The following is a 17,302-nucleotide window of genomic DNA, read 5'->3' as shown; positions in this document are numbered from 1 at the left end:
TTTAATCGTTTTTTGGGGGGGGGGGGGGGGGGGGGGGGGGGGGGGGGGGGGGGGCCCCCCCCCCGCCCCCGCGGCCGGCGGGCGCCCCCCCCCCCCCCCCCCCCCCCCCCCCCCCCGACTCAGCCGGCCAGGTCCTCGGCGAGCAGGTCCATCAGGAGGGCGTCGTGCCAGCGCCCGTCGGGGCCGCGCTCGTAGCGGCGCATGATGCCCACGGGGCGGAACCCCACCTTCGCGTACGCCCGGATCGCGGCCGTGTTCGCCGCCGCCGGGTCGATGGTGAACCGGTGGTGGCCGTACTCGTCGGCCAGGTGCCGGGCCAGCGTGCGGATCGCGTCCCCGCCCAGGCCGGCGCCGCGCGCCTCGGGGTCGAGGAAGATGTCCATGCTGGCGTGGCGGTAGTCGGGGTCGGTCTCGGCGTACCACTGGATCGCGCCGACCAGCCGACCCTCGTGCTCGATCGCGTAGACGGTCAGCGCCTCGTCGGCCAGGTCGGCGCGGACCGCCCCGGCCAGGTCGTCGCCGCCCCGCCACCAGCGGCGCACCTCCGGGGTGGCCCGGATCGCGGCCAGCGCGGCCACGTCGGCGTCCGTCGCCGGCCGCAGCGTCACCGCCTGCCCCCGCAGCATCGCCTCAGCCCCGCCGCTCGCCGTGCTCGACACAGACCGCCGACCAACCGGCCGGCACCACCTGCACCTTCATCCGCCGCCGGCAGTGCGCGCACCAGCGCGGCGGCTCCCACGCCCGGGCCGCCGCGCACGCCGGGTGCGGGCCGTCGGCCACCGACTCGCCACACCTGTCGCACCAGGGCGCCACCGCGCCGGCCGGCGCCACGGGCTCGAACAGCTCGGTCACCATCGCCTCACAGGGTCGCCGAGAGCGCCTTCACCGGCATCTTCAGGTCGGTCAGGAGTTTCAGGTCGTCGGTCGCCGGCCGGCCCAGCGTGGTCAGGTAGTTGCCGACGATGACCGCGTTGATGCCGCCGAGCAGGCCGTCCCGGGTGCCGAGGTCACCGAGGGTCAGCTCGCGGCCGCCCGCGTACCGGAGGATGGTGCGCGGCATGGCGAGCCGGAACGCGGCGATGGCCCGCAGCGCGTCCTTGCCCTCGACCACCGGCCGGTCGCCGAGCGGGGTGCCCGGGCGCGGGTTGAGGAAGTTGAGCGGCACCTCGTGCGGGTCCAGCTCGGCGAGCTGCGCGGCGAACTCGGCGCGCTGCTCCACCGTCTCGCCGAGCCCGAGGATGCCGCCGCAGCAGACCTCCATGCCCGACTCGCGGACCATCCGCAGCGTCTCCCAGCGCTCCTCCCACGAGTGCGTGGTGACCACGTTCGGGAAGTAGGAGCGGCAGGTCTCCAGGTTGTGGTTGTAGCGGTGCACGCCCATCTCGGCCAGCTCGTCGACCTGCTCCTGGGTGAGCATGCCGAGCGACGCGGCGACCTGGATGTCGACCGCTTCACGGATGGCGGCCACGCCGTCGCGCATCTGCTTCATCAGCCGGGCGTCCGGGCCGCGCACGGCGGCCACGATGCAGAACTCGGTGGCCCCGGTCGCGGCGGTCTGCTTCGCGGCCTCGACCAGCGCCGGGATGTCCAGCCAGACGGACCGGACCGGCGAGGTGAACAGCCCGGACTGGGAGCAGAAGTGGCAGTCCTCCGGGCAGCCGCCGGTCTTCAGCGAGACGATGCCCTCGACCTCGACCTCCGGGCCGCACCACCGCATCCGGACCTCGTGGGCGAGTTGGAGCGCGGCCGGCAGGTGCTCGTCGGGCAGGTTCAGCACGGCGAGGATGCCGGCCTCGTCGAGGCCGACGCCGTTCTCCAGCACCCGGGTCCGGGCCTGGTCGAGGATCTCTGGCATGGCTCGTAACCTAACAGGCCGTCGGAAGCGCGGGAAACCGTCGTGAGCGGCCCGGCGAGCCGGGACCGCGCCACGCCGGGGCCGCCCGGCCGGGTGGTAACTTCGCCCGGCGGAAGCGCCCGGCGGGGCGGGCGGTCGGCGGGAGGGGACGGTGCGGTGGCGGACTGGCTGGCGGCTCTCGACCGTGGCGCCGAACAGCGGGCCGCGGCGGGCCTGACCCGCACGCTGCGCCCGCGCGCGGCCGACGACGCCGTGGTCGACCTGGCCGGCAACGACTACCTCGGCCTGGCCGCCCACCCGGAGGTCACCGCCGCCGCCGCGACGGCCCTGTCCCGGTACGGGCTGGGCGCCACCGGGTCGCGCCTGGTGCGCGGCTCCACCGATCTGCACCACGCGCTCGAGGACGACCTGGCCGACTGGCTCGGCGTCGACCGGGCGCTGGTCTTCTCCTCCGGCTACCTGGCCAACCTCGCCGCCGTCCGGGGGCTGACGCAGCCGCGTACGCTGCTCGTCTCCGACGCGCACAACCACGCCTCGCTGATCGACGGCTGCCGGATCTCCCGCGCCGAGACGCTGGTGACGCCGCACGCGGACGTGGCCGCGGTGGCCGCCGCGTTGGCCGCCGCGCCGGGCCGGCCGGCCGTGGTGGTGACCGAGTCGGTCTTCTCGGTGGACGGCGACGTGGCGCCGCTCGCGGAGCTGCACGCGGTGGCCCGCCGGCACGGTGCGCTGCTGCTCGTCGACGACGCCCACGCGCTCGGCGTCACCGGCCCGGCCGGGGCCGGCGGGGTGGCCGCCGCCGGGCTGGCCGGCGCGCCCGACGTGGTGGTCACCGCGACCCTGTCCAAGGCGCTCGGTGGGGCCGGCGGCGTCGTCGCCGGGCCGGCCGAGTTCATCCGTCACCTGGTGGAGACCGGCCGCACGTTCATCTTCGACACCGCGCCGCCGCCGGCGGTGGTGGCCGGGGTGCGCGCCGCGGTGCGGCTGGCCCGGGACGGCGACGCGCTCCGCGCCGAGCTGGCCGACCGGGTCGCGCTGGCGGTACGCCGGCTGGGCGCGGCCGGGCTGTCCGTCTCCGCCCCCGACGCGGCAGTGGTGTCGGTGACCGCGCCCGGGCCGGAGGCGGCGACCGCCTGGGCGGCGGCCTGCCGCGACCGGGGCGTGGCGGTCGGCTGCTTCCGTCCGCCGTCCACGCCGGACAGCCGCTCCCGACTGCGCCTGACCATCGGCGCCGGGGTGGACCGGGCGGACTTCGAACGGGCCCTGGACGTGGTCGTGGAGTGTGCCGCGGTGAGCGCGCCGGGTTCGCGAGCCCCGCAGTCGCGGACGGAGGAGGGTTCATGAGCGACGGCTGGGCCGGCGCGGTGCTGGTGACCGGCACCGACACCGGGATCGGCAAGACCGTGGTGACCGCCGCCGTCGCCGCCGCCGCGCAGGCGGCCGGCCTGCGGGTGGCGGTGGTCAAGCCCGGCCAGACCGGTACGGCGACCGGCGAGCCCGGCGACGTCGACTCGGTGACCCGGCTGGCGGCCCCGCTCACCGGCCGGACGCTGGCCAGCTATCCGGACCCGCTCGCCCCACTCGCCGCGGCCCGGGTCGCCGAGCTGCCGCCGCTGGAGCTCTACAACGCGGTCGACGCGGTCCGCGAGGAGGCCGACAAGCACGACCTGGTGCTGATCGAGGGGGCCGGCGGGCTGCTCGTGCCGATGGGGGTGCGGCCGTCCGGCGAGCCCTGGACGGTGGCCGACCTGGCGGTGTCGCTGGGCGCGCCGGCGGTGGTGGTGGCGCGGGCCGGGCTCGGCACGCTCAACCACACCGCGCTGACGCTGGAGGCGTTGGAGCGGCGGGCGGTGCCGGCCGGCGTGGTGATCGGCGCCTGGCCGACCGAGCCGGAGCTGGTGCACTGGCTGAACCTGTCCGAGCTGGTGCCGAACCTGCTCGGCGCGGTGCCGGCCGGTGCCGGCGGGATGGACCCGGGGGTGTTCCGCCGCTCCGCGCCGGGCTGGCTCACCCCGGCGCTCTACGGCGTGCTCGACGACTGGCGGGCCTGGGCCGAGGAGAGCGGCTGAGCGGTAAGGCGGGGCCCCTTCTTAACGCCTCCGGTAGAGGCGGGGGCCCCTTTTAACGCCCTGAGTACCTGACCTTCGTCGGTGTCCGGCCCGGTCGGGCGTGGGTAGCGTGACCGCCGTGGAACTGCGCCCGCTGTCCCCGACGGTCCGTCGCCGAGCCGGTGACCTGCTGCTCTGGGCCGTGCTCGCGGCACCGGTGACGTACGCCCGACTCAGCCCGCCGTGGGGGTCGCACGAGGGGCCGCTGCTGGCCGGCGTCCTGGCGCTGCTCGGCGCGGCGATGGCGGTGAGCCGCCGGTGGCCGCTCGCGGCGATGTCGGCGGTGGTGGCCGGCTCGCTCGTCGACGGCAACGTGGTGTTCGCCATCCCGGTCTTCGGCTATCTGGCGGGGTTGCGCAGCGCCCGAGCCGCCCCGGCCGCAGCGCTGTTCGCCGCCATCGCGGTGACCGGGACCGGGCTCAACCTCGGGCTGCTCGGCACCGAGCCGGCAGTCTGGTTCCAGCTCGCCTCGGTGTTGCTCTTCGCCGGCGTGTTCCCCTGGCTGCTGGGTCGGCTGCGGCGGCAGCACCGGGCGCTCGCCGAGGCCGGGCGACGGCACGCCGAGCGGGAGCGCCGGAGCGCGGCGGAACGGGTACGCCTGCGGGAGCGGGCCCGGATCGCCCAGGACATGCACGACTCGCTCGGCCACGACCTGAGCCTCATCGCGCTGCGCGCGGGCGCGCTGGAGCTGGCGACCGGGCTGTCCCCTGCCCACCGGGCGGAGGCGGGGGAGTTGCGGGCCAGCGTCGCCGCGGCGACCGAGCGGCTGCACGAGGTGATCGGCGTGCTGCGCGAGGAGCCGGCCCGGCGTCCGCCCGGCGAGACGGTCGCCGACCTCGTCGACGGCGCCCGCGACGCCGGGATGACCGTGCACCTGGGCGCCGGGCCGGCCGCCGACGCCCTTCCCGGCCTGCCGCCGCTTGTCGCGCACGCCGTGCACCGGGTGGTCCGGGAGGCGCTGACGAACGCCGCCCGCTACGCCCCGGGCGCCCCGGTCACGGTCACCGTGGCCCGCGCCGCCGACGCGGTCACGGTCGAGGTGGTCAACCCGCCGGCCCCGACGGACCCGCTGCCCGGGCCAGCGTCGCACGGCTCCGGCCTGCTGGCGCTGCGCGAGCGGGTACGCCTCGCCGGCGGCGCCCTGGACGCCGGCCCCCGCGACGGCGGCTGGGCGGTCACCGCCCGACTCCCGGCGGCCGACGCCGCCACCCGGGGCGACGACCGTCCGCCGGACGAGGGCTGCCCCGACGGCTACCCGGTGACGGTCGGCGGCCCCGGCGAGGCGCACGAGGGCGGACGGCCCGCCGACGAGGCGCGGCGGCTGCGGGAGGCCCGGCGGCGGGTCCGGCGCAGCCTGCTCGTCGCGTTCGGCGCCCCGGCCGGGCTGGCCCTGGCGCTCGCGCTGGTCTACTACCCGCTCGCCACCGCCGGCGCGGTGCTCGACCGGCCCGGCTACGAGCGGCTGCGGCTGGGCGAGCAGCGCGACACGCTCGGGCTGCCCCGGCGGCAGGCCGACCCGCCGCCGACCGGCGCCACCCCGGGCTGCGAGTTCTACACCGACGGCAACTTCCCGTTCGCGGCGCCGACCTGGCGGCTGTGTTTCGTCGACGGCCGGCTGGCCAGCAAGGAGCGGATCGCGGAATGACCGACGACCACGGGTGCCCGCTGCGGCTGGTGCTCGCCGACGACGAGGCGATGGTCCGCGCCGGGGTGCGCGCGATCCTGGCCGCCGACCCGGGCATCGAGGTGGTCGGCGAGGCCGGTGACGGCCACGCCGCGGTCGAGCTGGTGCGCGCGCACCGGCCCCGGGTGGCGTTGCTGGACATCCGGATGCCCCGCTGCGACGGGCTGAGCGCGGCGGCGCAGATCCGCCGCCTGGTGCCGGAGACCGCCGCGGTCATGCTCACCACGTTCGGCGACGACGACCTGATCGCCCGCGCGCTCGGCCACGGCGCCGCCGGTTTCCTGCTCAAGTCCGGTGACCCGCGGGAGCTGCTGGCCGGGGTGCGCGCGGTGGCCGACGGCGGGGCGTACCTGTCGCCGCGGGTGGCCCGGCGGGTCATCGAGCTGAGCGGTGGCCGGCTGGCCCGCGGCCCGTACGCGCGGGACCGGCTGGCCGGGCTGACCGACCGGGAGCGGGAGGTGCTCGCGCTGGTCGGGGCGGGACTGTCGAACGCCGAGATCGCCCGCCGGCTGCACCTGGTCGAGGGCACCGTGAAGAGCTACCTGACCAGCGTCTTCACCCGGCTGGACGTGCGCAACCGGGTGCAGGCGGCGATCCTCGCGTACGAGGCGGGGCTGGTCCCGCCCACCGGCTGACCAGCCCCGCGGTGTGCCGGCGGGTCAGGCGTCGCGCCGGGCCAGCGCCCAGCGGCCGAGCGCCAGCGCGGCGGCCGTCCAACCGGCGAGCAGCAGCAGTCCCACGACCGCCGGGTAGGGCTCGGTGTCACCGGCCAGGAAGTGACCGCCCGCCACCCCGGGGAACGCGTCGGCGATCCGGGTGAGCACCGTGATGTCCGGCTCCTGCAACGACAGCGGCACGATGTACAGCAGCGCCAGGAGCACGGTCAGCGTCAGCACCGGGCCGCGCAGCGCCGCCGCGAGCCCGAGCGCCAGCACGCTCACCAGCGCCAGGTACGCCGCGCAGGCGAAGATGTCCGCCACGGTCCCACCCAGTGGCGCCCGCCCCCACTCGCCCAGCACCGGCCGGGCCACCAGCGCGCCGACGGCGCCGAGCAGCAGCCCGACGCCGAACGTCACCGCGCCGACCACCAGCGCCTTGGCCGCCAGCACCCGACCCCGGGACGGGGTGCAGCGCAGCGTGGTGCGGATGGTGCCGGTGGCGAACTCGCTGGTGATCGCGAACAGGCCGAGCGCCAGCACGACGAACTGGGTCAGCTCCAGCGAGCCGGCCACCACGTCGCCGACCGGCAGCACGCCCGGGTCCACTGTCGGGTCGTCGTCGGTGTTCGCGTTCACCGCGTAGATGGCGAGCTGGGCGGCGGTGGCCGTCATGGTGACGAGCGCCGCGACCAGCGTCCACCAGGTGGAGCGGACCGACCAGAGCTTGGTCCACTCGGCGGCCACCGCGCCGGCGAGCGGGTGGCCGGCCGGCGCGGGCCGGGACGCCGGCCGGGTCTCCTCGAGCGTGGGCAGCGCGGTCATCGGTTTCCGCCTCGGGTCGGGCCGGCGACGTACTCGACGCTGCCGGCGGTCAGTTCCAGGAACGCCTCCTCCAGGGAGGGCGCGACGGCGGTCAGCTCGTGCAGCCGCACCCCCAGCTCGTACGCCAGGTCGCCGACCCGGCCGGCGGTGCTGCCCGCCACGGAGAGGCCGCCGTGTTCGGCGGTGACTGTCGCGCCCTCGGCGGCCAGTCGCTCGCCGAGCGCGGCGAGCGCGGTCGGCTCCGGCCCGCGTACCCGGATCGAGGCGGCGGGCCGGGCGGCGATCAGCTCGGCCAGCGGCGCGTCGGCGACCAGCCGGCCGCGGCCGAGCACCACCACCCGGTCGGCGGTCTGCTGCATCTCGCTCATCAGGTGGCTGGAGATCAGCACGGTGCGTCCCTCGTCGGCGAGCCTGCGGGTGAACCCGCGGATCCACCGCACCCCGTCCGGGTCGAGGCCGTTGACCGGCTCGTCGAGCAGCAGCACCGGCGGATCGCCGAGCAGCGCGCCGGCGATGCCGAGCCGCTGTCCCATGCCGAGCGACAGCGCCCGGCCCGGCTTGCTGGCGGCCCGGGCGTCCAGGCCGACCAGGTCGAGCACCTCGGCCACCCGCCGGGCCGGTACGCCGTTGCTGCGCGCCATCGCCCGCAGGTGCGCCACGCCGGAGCGGGCCGGGTGCACGCCGGTGGCGTCGAGCAGCGCGCCGACCTCGTGCAGCGGGTGCCTGAGCGTGCGGTACGCGCGCCCGTTGACCAGGGCCGCTCCGGCGGTGGGCCGGTCCAGGCCGAGCACCATCCGCATGGTGGTGGACTTGCCGGCGCCGTTGGGGCCGAGGAACCCGGTCACCTGGCCGGGGCGGATCTCGACGGTCAGGTCGTCGACGGCGGTCACCCCGCCGAACCGTTTCGTCAACCCACGAAGTGTGATCATGCGCTGACGCTAGGCGGCGGGCGGGGCGTGCCACCGCCACCGAACGGCACCCACCCACCCTCACTTTGGTAAGGCGGGGCCCCCGCTTAACGCATTCGGTAGAGGCGGGGGCCCCGCCTAACCGCGGCGGGCGCCGGGCGGGCTCGGGTCCAGCTCCCACACCCGGGTGTGCTTCACCCGGACGCTCTCCAGCGCCTCCGGCACCGGCACGTCGTACCCGGCCAGTTCGTGGAAGCGCTCGCGGGGCAGGAACGCCCGGTCCGGGTCGCCCACCAGCACCCGCGCGCCGGACCGGGCGGCCCGGAGCAGGAAGCGCAGCATCCGCCGGGCCATCGCCTCGCTGTAGAACACGTCGCCGGCCAGCACCACCTCGGCGTCCCCGGCGTCGGAGTCGAGGACGTCGCCGAGTTCGGCGTCGACGCGTACCCCGTTGGCCTCGGCGTTGAGCGCGACGGCCGCGACGGCCCGCTCGTCCACCTCGACCGCCCGGACGGCGGCGGCGCCGGCCCGGGCGGCGGCGATCGCGACCAGGCCGGAGCCGGCGGCCAGGTCGAGCACCCGGCGGCCGGCGACCAGCTCCGGGTGGTCGGTCACGTACCGGGCGAGCGCCTGCCCGCCGGCCCAGGCGAAGGCCCAGAACGGCGGCGGCTGGCTGCTGCGGAACTCGCCCTCGGTCAGCTCCCAGAGACCGATCGGCTCGTCGGCCTGGTGCAGGCGCACCTCGGGGACGAACGCGACCGGGGCGAGACGGGCGTGCAGCCGGACGAAGGCGGCGGACAGCTCGGACACCCGGAGATTGTGTCGCACCGCCGATCCCGGGCGTGTCGGCGGTCGGCCGTGACCGGTTCACCACGGTCGGTGAAACCGCCACCCGATGTTGACGTTGGGTGCGAACACGCCCGTCTACCGGGCGGCCGGCACCGCTCCTAGCGTTGCGGGTGGACACGAGCGAGGTGAGGAGGCGTGGTGGGCGGGTGGCGGCACGCGCTGCGGATCGGGCTGGTGATGACCTGCCTGGCGGGTTCCGGGTACGCCGGGGCCACGCCGGCCGGGGCGGCGGCGGCCTTCTCCACCGAGCTGAGCGGCCTGCCGGACGAGTTCACCGGCGGCGACCGGGTGGAGACGCTCTCCGCGGTGGTCTCCCGCTCCGACCGGGGCGCCCGCTCCGACTGCGTCAAGGTGCGCTGGTCGATGCTGCTCCAGGTGCAGGGCCTGCGGCTGGACCAGGTCAAGGTGGACCGGGTGGAGGAGACCGGCTCGTTCCCGCTGGAGATCCGCACCGACGGGGACACCGCGCGGTTGACCGACCGGGAGCTGGACCCCGGCGTGCTCTGCCCGGGGCGCACCGTGACCGCCCGCTACCGGGTGGCGTTCGCCGAGGACGTCGGGCGCGGCCGGGTGAGCATCGCCGCCGAGGCGTACGACCCGCAGTTGCGGCTGCTGGCCCGGCGGACCGCCTCGCGCCAGGTGGTGGGCGAGGCGGCCGGGCCGACGCCGGAGCCGACGCCGACCAGTGCCGAGCCGAGCGGTCCGCCCAGCGAAGAGCCGCCCACCGAGGAGCCGCCGGCGGACGGGTCCACCGAGGCGACGGTGGTCGAGCCGCCGCTGCCGGGCGCGGCCGGGCGGCCGGTCGCCGAGACCGGCGGCTTCGGTGTGGTGCAGGCCGCCTTCGGGCTCGGTGGGCTGCTGCTGTTCCTCGGGGCCGGGCTGTTGCTGCGGATGCGGCGCCTGCTCCGCCCCGCCGGGGAGCCCACCGGTGATCCGGCGCCGTCGTTCGAACGGCGCCGGACCCGGCGACGCTGGCGGTGACCGGCCTCAGCCGGCGGCTGCGGCCTGCGCGTACGCGGGTGCGGCGCCGGTCGGCCGCGGCGGGCGCAGCGACAGCACCGCGCCCAGGCCCGGCACCTCCTGCCGGTCGACGGTGAACTCGGCGGCCAGTGACCGGTGCAGGTACGCCAGCGACTCCGGGTCGACGGCGCACATCTCCGGCGCGCTCTCCCCGGTGGCGACCAGGTGCACCTCGCCGGCCAGCAACAGCGACGCGTTGACGAACTGGCACAGCTCCGGCCAGAGCAGGTAGCGCCAGAAGTCCACGCTGACCACCGCGTCGAGACTGCCCGGCGGCAGTGGCGGGGCGAGCCCGATCAGGTGGAAGTTGGTCGGCCCGACCGGTGCGCCGTGGTCGAACGTCAACGCCTCCGCCGGCAGCCCGGCGTCGGCGCTGCCGGTGCCCACCCAGAGCACCCGGGGGCCGGGCAGCCGGTCGGCGAGCCTGGTCACGGCGGGGCCGATCGCGCAGGCCGACCGGGCGATGCAGTCGCGCACCAGGGCGCGGTAGAACAGGATCCGCTTGACCGCCTCCGGGCCCACGATGACGCTGAGGAACTCCCACTCCAGGCAGGGGTAGAGCGCCATGACCGAGCGGGTGTTGGCCATCGTCTCGGCCCAGTTGCGGCCCAGGTTGCGGTGGTGCGGCAGGTGGACGACGCGGGCGTCGTCGTCGTACTCGAAGCGCGCCCCGGCCTGGTCCACCCGGTAGAACAGCTCGATGTCCTCCATGCCGTAGCTGAGCGCGAACTCCTCCCGGAACCCGCCGGCCCGGTCGAACAGCTCCCGGGGCAGCGAGATGTTGTGCGTGTAGGCGACCGCCCAGCCGACCTCCAGCCAGTCCCGGCGCTCGTCCGGCACGCCGTCCGGGGGAAAGCGCATGTCGCCGGCGTACGGCGAGATGTGGGGGATGGCCGCCGGCTCGTCGCGCAGTACGGCGGGCAGGTGGGCCAGCCCGATGTCGTCCCGGCGACCGATCAGCACCTCGGCGGCGCCCGGCGTGCGGTGGTGGGCCAGGTGCCGTTCCAGCAGGTCGGGCGTCGACCAGGAGTCGGCGTCGAGGAAGACGATCAGGGGCGCGGCGGCGTGGCGTACCCCTTCGTTGCGGACGCCGGAGCGGCCGCGGCGGCCGGCCAGCTCGACCAGCCGCAGGCGCAGGCCGGCGCCGGCGGCCAGCGCCTCCGGGTAGCCGTCGGGTGAGCCGCCGTCGCGCACCACGACGACCTCGAAGCGGTCCGGTGACAGCGTCTGGCGGGCCAGCGCCCGCAGGGTCAGTTCCAGGCAGTGTGGGTCCTGGTAGGTCGGCATCACCACGGTCAGCTCGGGGGAGCCGGGGGTCTGCGACGACATGCGTGATCTCCGTTCGTCGGTCCGCGGCGGACGTGCGCCGCCGGGGCCACTGGCGCGGCGGGTTCGTTGCGGACCGCCGGCGCGGGCGTGCGGGAGGGGGCCGGCCAGGGGGTGGAGGCCGGAAAACGCTGTGATGAGGATGATTCACGATAACCGTGCGCATAGGTGGCAGTCACTGAAGGCAGGGGTTGGTAGGGGTGGCTCGCTTTACAAAAACTTTCCTCTTGTAAAACACGTTGGCGGCTGACACAGTCGGGTCAGGAGCAACCGATCGGAGTCCGACGATGCGTACCGACACCGTGCCGTGGCGGGACCCCCGCAAGCCGCTCTGGCCGCTCGCGCTGCTCGTGCCGGCGCTGCCGTTCCTGGCGTGGTGGCTCTGGCACACCATCGGCTCCGGCTGGGCCTGGTGGCTCACCCCGGCGGTGGTGTTCGGCGCCATCCCGATGGTCGACCTGCTGATCGGCGACGACCGGGCGAACCCGCCCGAGGCGGCGGTGCCGGCGTTGCAGGCCGACGGCTACTACCGCTGGCTCACCTACCTCTACCTGCCCGCCCAGTACGCGGCGCTGGTGCTGTGCTGCGCGGTGTGGGCCGGCGGCCGGCTCTCCTGGGCGGCTGCCGCCGGCCTGGTCGCCACCGTCGGGGTGGTCGACGGCATCGCCATCAACACCGCCCACGAACTGGGGCACAAGCGGGAGAGGGCGGAACGCCGGCTGTCGAAGATCGCGCTGGCGCCGACCGGGTACGGGCACTTCCACGTCGAGCACAACCGGGGCCACCACACCCGCGTCGCCACGCCGGAGGATCCGGCCAGCTCGCGCCTCGGCGAGACGTTCTGGGCGTTCTGGCCGCGTACCGTCGTCGGTAGCCTGCGCTCGGCCTGGCGGTTGGAGGCCGGCCGCTTCCGGCTGCGCGGGCGCAGCCCGTGGACCTGGCGCAACGAGGTGCTCAACGCCTGGGCCATGACCGCGCTGCTCTTCGCGGTGCTGGCGGTGGTGTTCGGCCCCGGCGTGCTGGTCTTCCTCGGGCTCCAGGCGGTGGTCGGCTTCTCCCTGCTGGAGGCCGTCAACTATCTGGAGCACTACGGGCTGGCCCGGCAGCGCACCGCCGCCGGCCGCTACGAGAAGGTCGACCCGCGGCACAGTTGGAACAGCGACCGCGTCGTCACCAACGTCTTCCTGTTCCAGCTCCAGCGGCACAGCGACCACCACGCCAACCCGCTGCGTCGCTACCAGGCGCTGCGCAGCTTCGACGCCTCGCCGCAGCTACCGGCCGGCTACGCCACCATGGTGGTCGCCGCGCTGCTGCCGCCGGTCTGGCGCCGGGTCATGGACCACCGGGTGCTGGCGCACTACCGGGGCGACCTGGCCGCGGCGAACGTCCACCCGCCGGCCCGCGCCCGCCTGGCCCGCGCCGTGGCCGCCGGCGCGCTCAGTCCAGCTGGCCGGGTTCCAGGCTCAGCTCGCGGGCGGCGACCAGGCGGATCCAGTCGCCGATCTGTCGGCGGGTGATCACCCGTTCGTGCACCGAGAGCTGCACCGCCAGGCCGTCCATCACGGCGCTGATCCGCCAGGCCGCGCCGGCCGGGTCGGGGCAGGTGAAGGTGCCGTCGGCGACCCCGTCGGCGATCACCGTCGCCAGGTCCTGCCGCCACCGCAGGTCGAGGCGGCGGGAGAGCTTCTCCAACTCCGGCGTACGCAGCGACTCGGACCAGCCGTCGATCCAGATCGACCAGGAGGCGGCCCGACCGGTCGGGGCGTAGAGGCGGAGCATCCGGCGCAGCTTCGCCAGCGGCGACGCGGAGGAGCGGAGCACCGCGTCGAGGCGGGCCAGATCCTGCTCGACCGCGTACGCGAACGCCTGCGCGAGCAGCCGGTCCTTGGTGGCGAAGTGGTAGAAGACCAGCGCCTGGCTGACCCCGGCGGCCTCCGCCACGTCGGCGGTACGCGTGTTGGCGAGCCCTCGTTCCGCGATCACCTCGCAGGCCGTACGCAGCAGCGCGTCCAGGCGGATCTCGGCGGCTCGTCTCGTCACGCCGTTACCGTAGCCCATCCGAATGACCACGAGGAGTTACCGGACCGGCCGGTCGGCGATGGGACAGTCGGATGCCAGACACTCGGCCGGTGATCAGGATCCGCAGGTGGGCGCGCCTGTGATCCACCCGGTCACCCTATTACCCAGGCTCCTAGGAAGCCCACTGGAGATCGCGCACCGCTCCTCCGGACGCGCCCGGAGGGGGATCCGATTTGGCAACGTTCCCGCACTCGGCTAAAGTTCTCATCCGTCACCGGGAAACGCCGGGGGCGTGCGGACGTAGCGCAGCTGGTAGCGCATCACCTTGCCAAGGTGAGGGTCGCGGGTTCGAATCCCGTCGTCCGCTCGGAGAATGCCGCCACGCAGTTCGGGGGCAACCTCGGTGGAGTGGCCGAGAGGCGAGGCAACGGCCTGCAAAGCCGTGTACACGGGTTCAAATCCCGTCTCCACCTCGGCAGTTGACGAGGGCGATTGGCGCAGTGGGAGCGCGCTTCCTTGACACGGAAGAGGTCACTGGTTCAAACCCAGTATCGCCCACCATCGGAAAGGCCGTGTCGATCACTCGACACGGCCTTTCTCGTCGTTCGGGGAGCACCCGGACCAGCATGCGCTGGCCCGGCTACCCGGACGGGGACACCCAGCGGCGCCCCCGCCCGAGCCGGGGACCGATCAGCTCCGTCGGCCCCCGGGTGCGATCGGATCACATCGGCGGGGCGACGTCCCGGCGCTCCTCGACCCGGCGATACTCCACCGGCTGGTCGACGGTGGTGACCACCTGGCGGCGACGGCCCCAGACCAGGGTGGTCATGACCAGGCCGAGCACGCCGGCCGCCATCAGGATCCAGCCGACGACGTCGAGGTCGACGCCGCCGACGTTGGCGTTCAGCGCGAACGTGAGGATCGCGCCGACCGCGATCAGGAAGATGCTCGTACCGATACCCACGACAGCCTCCTTCAGGGGGTGATTGTGCTGTCGCGTCGGTCAGTACCCCGGCGGTGAGCAGCGCAACCGCGGTTCCCCGGGGGGCTGCCGCAGGGCGATCTTGGCATCGGGTAGAGTTTCCCCCGTCGCCGACGCGAGCCGGCGACGATGCGGACGTAGCGCAGCTGGTAGCGCATCACCTTGCCAAGGTGAGGGTCGCGGGTTCGAATCCCGTCGTCCGCTCGCGAACTGCCCCGGGCGATTGGCGCAGTGGGAGCGCGCTTCCTTGACACGGAAGAGGTCACTGGTTCAAACCCAGTATCGCCCACCGAAGATCACCCTTCTGCCACCGGTCGACCGGTAGGCGTCTCCCGCCGGCGGCCGGCACCGGCCACATCGGTCACCCACCGGCCCCGAGGGCCCGGTAAAGATCCACCGTGCGGGTTATGGGCCGCCGACCCGCCGCGTGTCAGGGTGAGGCCCGACACGCAGGGAGGCGGTCACATGCGGACGATCGGGCAGGGACGATGGCGGCGGACGGCCGCCCGGGTGGGCGTGGCGGCGGTCGTCGCGGCGGCCGGGGTGACGGTGGGCGGCGCGCCCGCGCAGGCCACCGCGACCCGGACCGTGGCGTTCTGGAGCATGGACGAGCCGGCGTCGTCGACAGTGCTGACGGACAGCAGCGGCAGCGGCCGGCACGGCGCGATCGGCGGCGAGGTGGTCACCGGCGCGCTCTACGCCGGGGCCACCGGGCACCGGTTCGCCACCCACCTGCCCACCGACCAGGAGTACGTGCCGGGCCACGTGGACCTGGTGCCGCACAGCACCGACCTCAACCCGGACGCCGGGGACTTCTCGGTGACCATCCGCTACCGCACGACGTACTCGTTCGGCAACATCCTCCAGAAGGGACAGGGGAACACCGCCGGCGGCTACTGGAAGTTCGAGGCGCCGGGCGGCAAGCCGAAGTGCCTGTTCCGCGGCGGCGACGGCGCCTCCCGCACCGGTTACACCGACGTGCCGATCGCCGACGGCCAGTGGCACACCGTGACGTGCAACCGCACCGCCACGTACGTGGAGATGTACGTCGACGGCGTGCGCACCAGCCGGCTGACCGGGCCGACCGGCACCATCGCCAACTCGTGGCAGCTCTCTGTGGGCGGCAAGAGCCAGTGCGACGGTACGAAGGTGACCTGCGACTACTTCGCCGGTGACATCGACTACGTGAAGATCCTCAAGGGCGCCGGCGGGCCGGCCAACCAGGCGCCGGTGGCCCACCTGGCACCGTCCTGTTCCGGGCTGGTGTGCACGTTCTCCGGCGCCGGCTCCACCGACGCCGACGGCGCGGTCCAGGACCACCGGTGGGACTTCGGCGACGGGTCCGACGCCGACACCGTCTCCGTGCCGACCACCTCCCACACGTACGCCGCGGCCGGCACCTATCCGGTCACGCTGACGGTCACCGACGACCGGGGCGCCACCGGCACCGCGACCGTCGACGTCACCGTCGCGCCGGTGCCGGAACGGATCTCGTTCGTCGGGCAGGCCACCGCGAACGCCAACTGGACCAGCCACACGGTGACCGTCCCGTCCGGTGTGCAGCCCGGCGACACGCTGCTGCTCCTGCTCGGCCAGAACACCCACACCGGCACCGGCGAGCCGACCGGGGTGACCGGCTGGACGCGCCTCGACCGGTTCGACGGCGGCTACGCCACCACCACCGCCTGGTGGAAGACCGCGACCGCCGGGGACGCGGGCACGGCGGTGCGGGTGGCGCTGGACAGCCAGGCGAAGGCCAACCTGGTGGTGGCCGCGTACCGGGGGGTCGCGCCGGGCGCGCCCGTCTTCGCCCGGGCCACCGACCCGGCCAGCACCGCCACGCGGATCACCCCGTTCGCGCCGGTGACCGCCGCGCAGAGCTGGGCCGTGTCGTACTGGCTGCACGGTGACGCGGCCTCCACCGCGCTCACCCCGCCGGCCGGCGTCGCGGTCCGCAGCAACAGTTCGCAGACCGGTGGCGGCCGGGTGACCGGCCTGCTGGCCGACTCGGCGAGCAGCGTCCCGGTGGGCAGCTACGGCGGGCTCGCCGCGACGGGCGCCGCGGCGAGCACGACCACCACCACGTGGACGTTCGTCCTGACCCCTTGATCGGGTACGCGTGAAGGCCGGCACCCTTTCCGGGTGCCGGCCTTCGGTGTCTTACTTGGTCCAGTGCTGGTTGACGAGGTCGGTGGCCTGCTTCTCCCACTGCGCGTACGCGTCCGGGTAGGCCGACACCTGCACGGTCTGGGCGGCCTTGGTCAGCGGCATGTCCTGCCAGCCGTCGACCTGCTTCAGACCCTTCAGGAACGCCAGGGTCGAGTACTCCGGGTCGGTGATCTGCTCCGGGCTGCCCCACCCACTGGACGGGCGCTGCTGGAACAGACCCAGCGAGTCGTGATCGTTCTTGTCGCCGAGGTGACCCAGGTTCTCCAGCTTCGACTCCTGCAGGCTCGTCGCGATCGAGATGACCGCCGCCCGCTCCGGCAGGCCGGCCTTCTTCGTCGCCGCGATGATCGCCTTGGCATTCGCGGTCTGCTCGTCGTTCAGCGGGATCGTCGACTGCTCACCCTGCACCGCAGCGGCGGCGGCCTTGGCCGGGGCGGCGTGCGCGGGGGTGTCGGCGTGGGCGGCGATCGGGCCGGCGAACACACCACCGGTGAACGCGAGACCAGCGACACCGAGGATGCTCTTGCGCAGGATCGTGTTCATGAGGGGGCTCCATTCGGGGGTCAACACACCCGGGGATGGGTGCGGGCACCGTCAGGCGCTCAACAACGTTCTCGGGGGTTCCGGCTTGGCTCGCGGGGCGGGGCCTCTTCGCGGCGCCGGGACTGTGTGCAACGACCGGGCCCCCACCGTCATTCCCGGGGGGTTGGCGGCGCGGGGGTGGTGCGCTCGCCTTCCTCGGCCGTGCACCCGGATACAACACCGCCCGCCCCCGGCCCATTCCGCCGCCAGCGTGCCCCCCACCACGTTACCTTTTTGATCGTCCCCAGCCGGGGACCCTCGGTCGCCCGGCCCGGTATGACTTCCTGCCCCTGTCGTTCGGATGATCCGGGGGGTGTTG

At 74.8% G+C, this 17,302-nt stretch carries 17 protein-coding genes and 5 tRNA genes; 12 read left to right on the top strand and 10 right to left on the bottom strand.

The features are described from left to right. Positions 1–119: 119 nt before the first annotated feature. From ACH495_RS31525 to bioB, 3 genes are read right to left on the bottom strand one after another with little or no spacing between them, the layout of a single operon-like run. On the bottom strand, positions 120–626 hold the full coding sequence (locus ACH495_RS31525; RefSeq protein WP_396861361.1) for a GNAT family N-acetyltransferase: 507 nt from the start codon (positions 624–626) through the stop codon (positions 120–122). Positions 627–630: 4 nt separating this feature from the next. Continuing rightward, positions 631–855, bottom strand: coding sequence for a hypothetical protein (locus ACH495_RS31520; RefSeq protein ID WP_396861360.1), 225 nt, complete (start codon positions 853–855; stop codon positions 631–633). A 4-nt stretch (positions 856–859) separates the two neighbouring features. Continuing rightward, positions 860–1,855, bottom strand: a complete 996-nt coding sequence (gene bioB, locus ACH495_RS31515; RefSeq protein WP_396861359.1) for a biotin synthase BioB — start codon at positions 1,853–1,855, stop codon at positions 860–862. 156 nt (positions 1,856–2,011) lie between these two features. Between bioB and ACH495_RS31510 the strand changes: the two genes are divergently transcribed. The 4 genes from ACH495_RS31510 (at position 2,012) to ACH495_RS31495 (ending at position 6,282) form a co-directional block, all read left to right on the top strand. Then, complete coding sequence (locus ACH495_RS31510) at positions 2,012–3,199, top strand: 8-amino-7-oxononanoate synthase (RefSeq protein ID WP_396861358.1); 1,188 nt, start codon at positions 2,012–2,014, stop codon at positions 3,197–3,199. Beyond that, on the top strand, positions 3,196–3,924 hold the full coding sequence (gene bioD / locus ACH495_RS31505; RefSeq protein ID WP_396861357.1) for a dethiobiotin synthase: 729 nt from the start codon (positions 3,196–3,198) through the stop codon (positions 3,922–3,924). Before ACH495_RS31510 ends, bioD begins: the two co-directional genes overlap by 4 nt. Before the next feature lie 118 nt (positions 3,925–4,042). Beyond that, positions 4,043–5,608, top strand: a complete 1,566-nt coding sequence (locus ACH495_RS31500; RefSeq protein ID WP_396861356.1) for a sensor histidine kinase — start codon at positions 4,043–4,045, stop codon at positions 5,606–5,608. Further along, entirely contained in the window at positions 5,605–6,282 is a 678-nt protein-coding gene (locus ACH495_RS31495; protein WP_396861355.1) for a response regulator, read from the top strand. The genes ACH495_RS31500 and ACH495_RS31495 overlap by 4 nt, the downstream gene beginning before the upstream one ends. A gap of 24 nt (positions 6,283–6,306) precedes the next feature. On the opposite strand, the gene ACH495_RS31490 is transcribed toward ACH495_RS31495, so the two are convergent. From ACH495_RS31490 to ACH495_RS31480, 3 genes are all read right to left on the bottom strand, one after another. Beyond that, positions 6,307–7,128 carry an ABC transporter permease gene (locus ACH495_RS31490; RefSeq protein WP_396861354.1) on the bottom strand — a complete coding sequence of 274 codons (822 nt, stop codon included), beginning with the start codon at positions 7,126–7,128 and terminating at the stop codon, positions 6,307–6,309. Beyond that, a complete protein-coding gene (locus ACH495_RS31485; RefSeq protein ID WP_396861353.1) occupies positions 7,125–8,057 on the bottom strand; it encodes an ABC transporter ATP-binding protein in 933 nt (310 codons plus the stop codon). The genes ACH495_RS31490 and ACH495_RS31485 overlap by 4 nt, the downstream gene beginning before the upstream one ends. 117 nt (positions 8,058–8,174) lie before the next feature. Beyond that, a complete protein-coding gene (locus ACH495_RS31480) occupies positions 8,175–8,846 on the bottom strand; it encodes a class I SAM-dependent methyltransferase (RefSeq protein WP_396861352.1) in 672 nt (223 codons plus the stop codon). 177 nt (positions 8,847–9,023) lie between these two features. Between ACH495_RS31480 and ACH495_RS31475 the strand changes: the two genes are divergently transcribed. Continuing rightward, the gene (locus tag ACH495_RS31475; protein WP_396861351.1) at positions 9,024–9,866 is read left to right on the top strand and encodes a hypothetical protein; all 843 of its coding nucleotides are present in this window, start codon (positions 9,024–9,026) and stop codon (positions 9,864–9,866) included. Between the two features lie 6 nt (positions 9,867–9,872). Here the strand turns inward: ACH495_RS31475 and ACH495_RS31470 are convergent, their stop codons facing one another. Next, the gene (locus ACH495_RS31470) at positions 9,873–11,234 is read right to left on the bottom strand and encodes a glycosyltransferase family 2 protein (RefSeq protein ID WP_396861350.1); all 1,362 of its coding nucleotides are present in this window, start codon (positions 11,232–11,234) and stop codon (positions 9,873–9,875) included. A gap of 284 nt (positions 11,235–11,518) precedes the next feature. Here ACH495_RS31470 and ACH495_RS31465 point away from each other — a divergent pair, with 284 nt between their 5' ends. Then, complete coding sequence (locus tag ACH495_RS31465) at positions 11,519–12,748, top strand: alkane 1-monooxygenase (protein WP_396861349.1); 1,230 nt, start codon at positions 11,519–11,521, stop codon at positions 12,746–12,748. Here the strand turns inward: ACH495_RS31465 and ACH495_RS31460 are convergent. Further along, on the bottom strand, positions 12,669–13,271 hold the full coding sequence (locus ACH495_RS31460) for a TetR/AcrR family transcriptional regulator (RefSeq protein WP_396861348.1): 603 nt from the start codon (positions 13,269–13,271) through the stop codon (positions 12,669–12,671). The two genes, ACH495_RS31465 and ACH495_RS31460, sit on opposite strands and share 80 nt — an antisense overlap. A 273-nt stretch (positions 13,272–13,544) precedes the next feature. On the opposite strand from ACH495_RS31460, the gene ACH495_RS31455 reads away from it, so the two are divergent. From ACH495_RS31455 to ACH495_RS31445, 3 genes are all read left to right on the top strand, one after another. Continuing rightward, positions 13,545–13,617, top strand: a tRNA-Gly gene (locus tag ACH495_RS31455). A gap of 35 nt (positions 13,618–13,652) precedes the next feature. After that, a tRNA-Cys gene (locus ACH495_RS31450) sits at positions 13,653–13,723 on the top strand. Between the two features lie 13 nt (positions 13,724–13,736). Then, positions 13,737–13,811 (top strand) — tRNA-Val (locus tag ACH495_RS31445). A 160-nt stretch (positions 13,812–13,971) separates the two neighbouring features. On the opposite strand, the gene ACH495_RS31440 is transcribed toward ACH495_RS31445, so the two are convergent. Then, entirely contained in the window at positions 13,972–14,214 is a 243-nt protein-coding gene (locus tag ACH495_RS31440; RefSeq protein ID WP_396861347.1) for a DUF6458 family protein, read from the bottom strand. Positions 14,215–14,363: 149 nt separating this feature from the next. Here ACH495_RS31440 and ACH495_RS31435 point away from each other — a divergent pair. The 3 genes from ACH495_RS31435 (at position 14,364) to ACH495_RS31425 (ending at position 16,341) form a co-directional block, all read left to right on the top strand. Then, positions 14,364–14,436 (top strand) — tRNA-Gly (locus ACH495_RS31435). A 13-nt stretch (positions 14,437–14,449) separates the two neighbouring features. Continuing rightward, positions 14,450–14,521 (top strand) — tRNA-Val (locus ACH495_RS31430). Between the two features lie 176 nt (positions 14,522–14,697). Further along, positions 14,698–16,341 carry a PKD domain-containing protein gene (locus ACH495_RS31425; protein WP_396861346.1) on the top strand — a complete coding sequence of 548 codons (1,644 nt, stop codon included), beginning with the start codon at positions 14,698–14,700 and terminating at the stop codon, positions 16,339–16,341. A 51-nt stretch (positions 16,342–16,392) separates the two neighbouring features. Here the strand turns inward: ACH495_RS31425 and ACH495_RS31420 are convergent, their stop codons facing one another. Beyond that, positions 16,393–16,944, bottom strand: coding sequence for a hypothetical protein (locus ACH495_RS31420; protein ID WP_396861345.1), 552 nt, complete (start codon positions 16,942–16,944; stop codon positions 16,393–16,395). Positions 16,945–17,302: the final 358 nt, after the last annotated feature.

This window comes from Micromonospora sp. NPDC018662, assembly GCF_044391475.1.
In the GTDB taxonomy this organism is placed as follows: domain Bacteria; phylum Actinomycetota; class Actinomycetes; order Mycobacteriales; family Micromonosporaceae; genus Micromonospora.
Note: the sequence above shows the minus strand (reverse complement) of the source record. Positions and strands in the feature narration are given on the sequence as shown.

Excerpts from the sequence above, each read along its gene's own strand:
- ACH495_RS31525 (WP_396861361.1), bottom strand. The coding sequence starts at position 626 with ATGCTGCGGGGGCAGGCGGTGACGCTGCGGCCGGCGACGGACGCCGAC.
- ACH495_RS31520 (WP_396861360.1), bottom strand. The coding sequence starts at position 855 with ATGGTGACCGAGCTGTTCGAGCCCGTGGCGCCGGCCGGCGCGGTGGCG.
- bioB (WP_396861359.1), bottom strand. The coding sequence starts at position 1,855 with ATGCCAGAGATCCTCGACCAGGCCCGGACCCGGGTGCTGGAGAACGGC.
- bioD (WP_396861357.1), top strand. The coding sequence starts at position 3,196 with ATGAGCGACGGCTGGGCCGGCGCGGTGCTGGTGACCGGCACCGACACC.
- ACH495_RS31495 (WP_396861355.1), top strand. The coding sequence starts at position 5,605 with ATGACCGACGACCACGGGTGCCCGCTGCGGCTGGTGCTCGCCGACGAC.
- ACH495_RS31490 (WP_396861354.1), bottom strand. The coding sequence starts at position 7,128 with ATGACCGCGCTGCCCACGCTCGAGGAGACCCGGCCGGCGTCCCGGCCC.
- ACH495_RS31485 (WP_396861353.1), bottom strand. The coding sequence starts at position 8,057 with ATGATCACACTTCGTGGGTTGACGAAACGGTTCGGCGGGGTGACCGCC.
- ACH495_RS31470 (WP_396861350.1), bottom strand. The coding sequence starts at position 11,234 with ATGTCGTCGCAGACCCCCGGCTCCCCCGAGCTGACCGTGGTGATGCCG.
- ACH495_RS31465 (WP_396861349.1), top strand. The coding sequence starts at position 11,519 with ATGCGTACCGACACCGTGCCGTGGCGGGACCCCCGCAAGCCGCTCTGG.
- ACH495_RS31425 (WP_396861346.1), top strand. The coding sequence starts at position 14,698 with ATGCGGACGATCGGGCAGGGACGATGGCGGCGGACGGCCGCCCGGGTG.
- ACH495_RS31420 (WP_396861345.1), bottom strand. The coding sequence starts at position 16,944 with ATGAACACGATCCTGCGCAAGAGCATCCTCGGTGTCGCTGGTCTCGCG.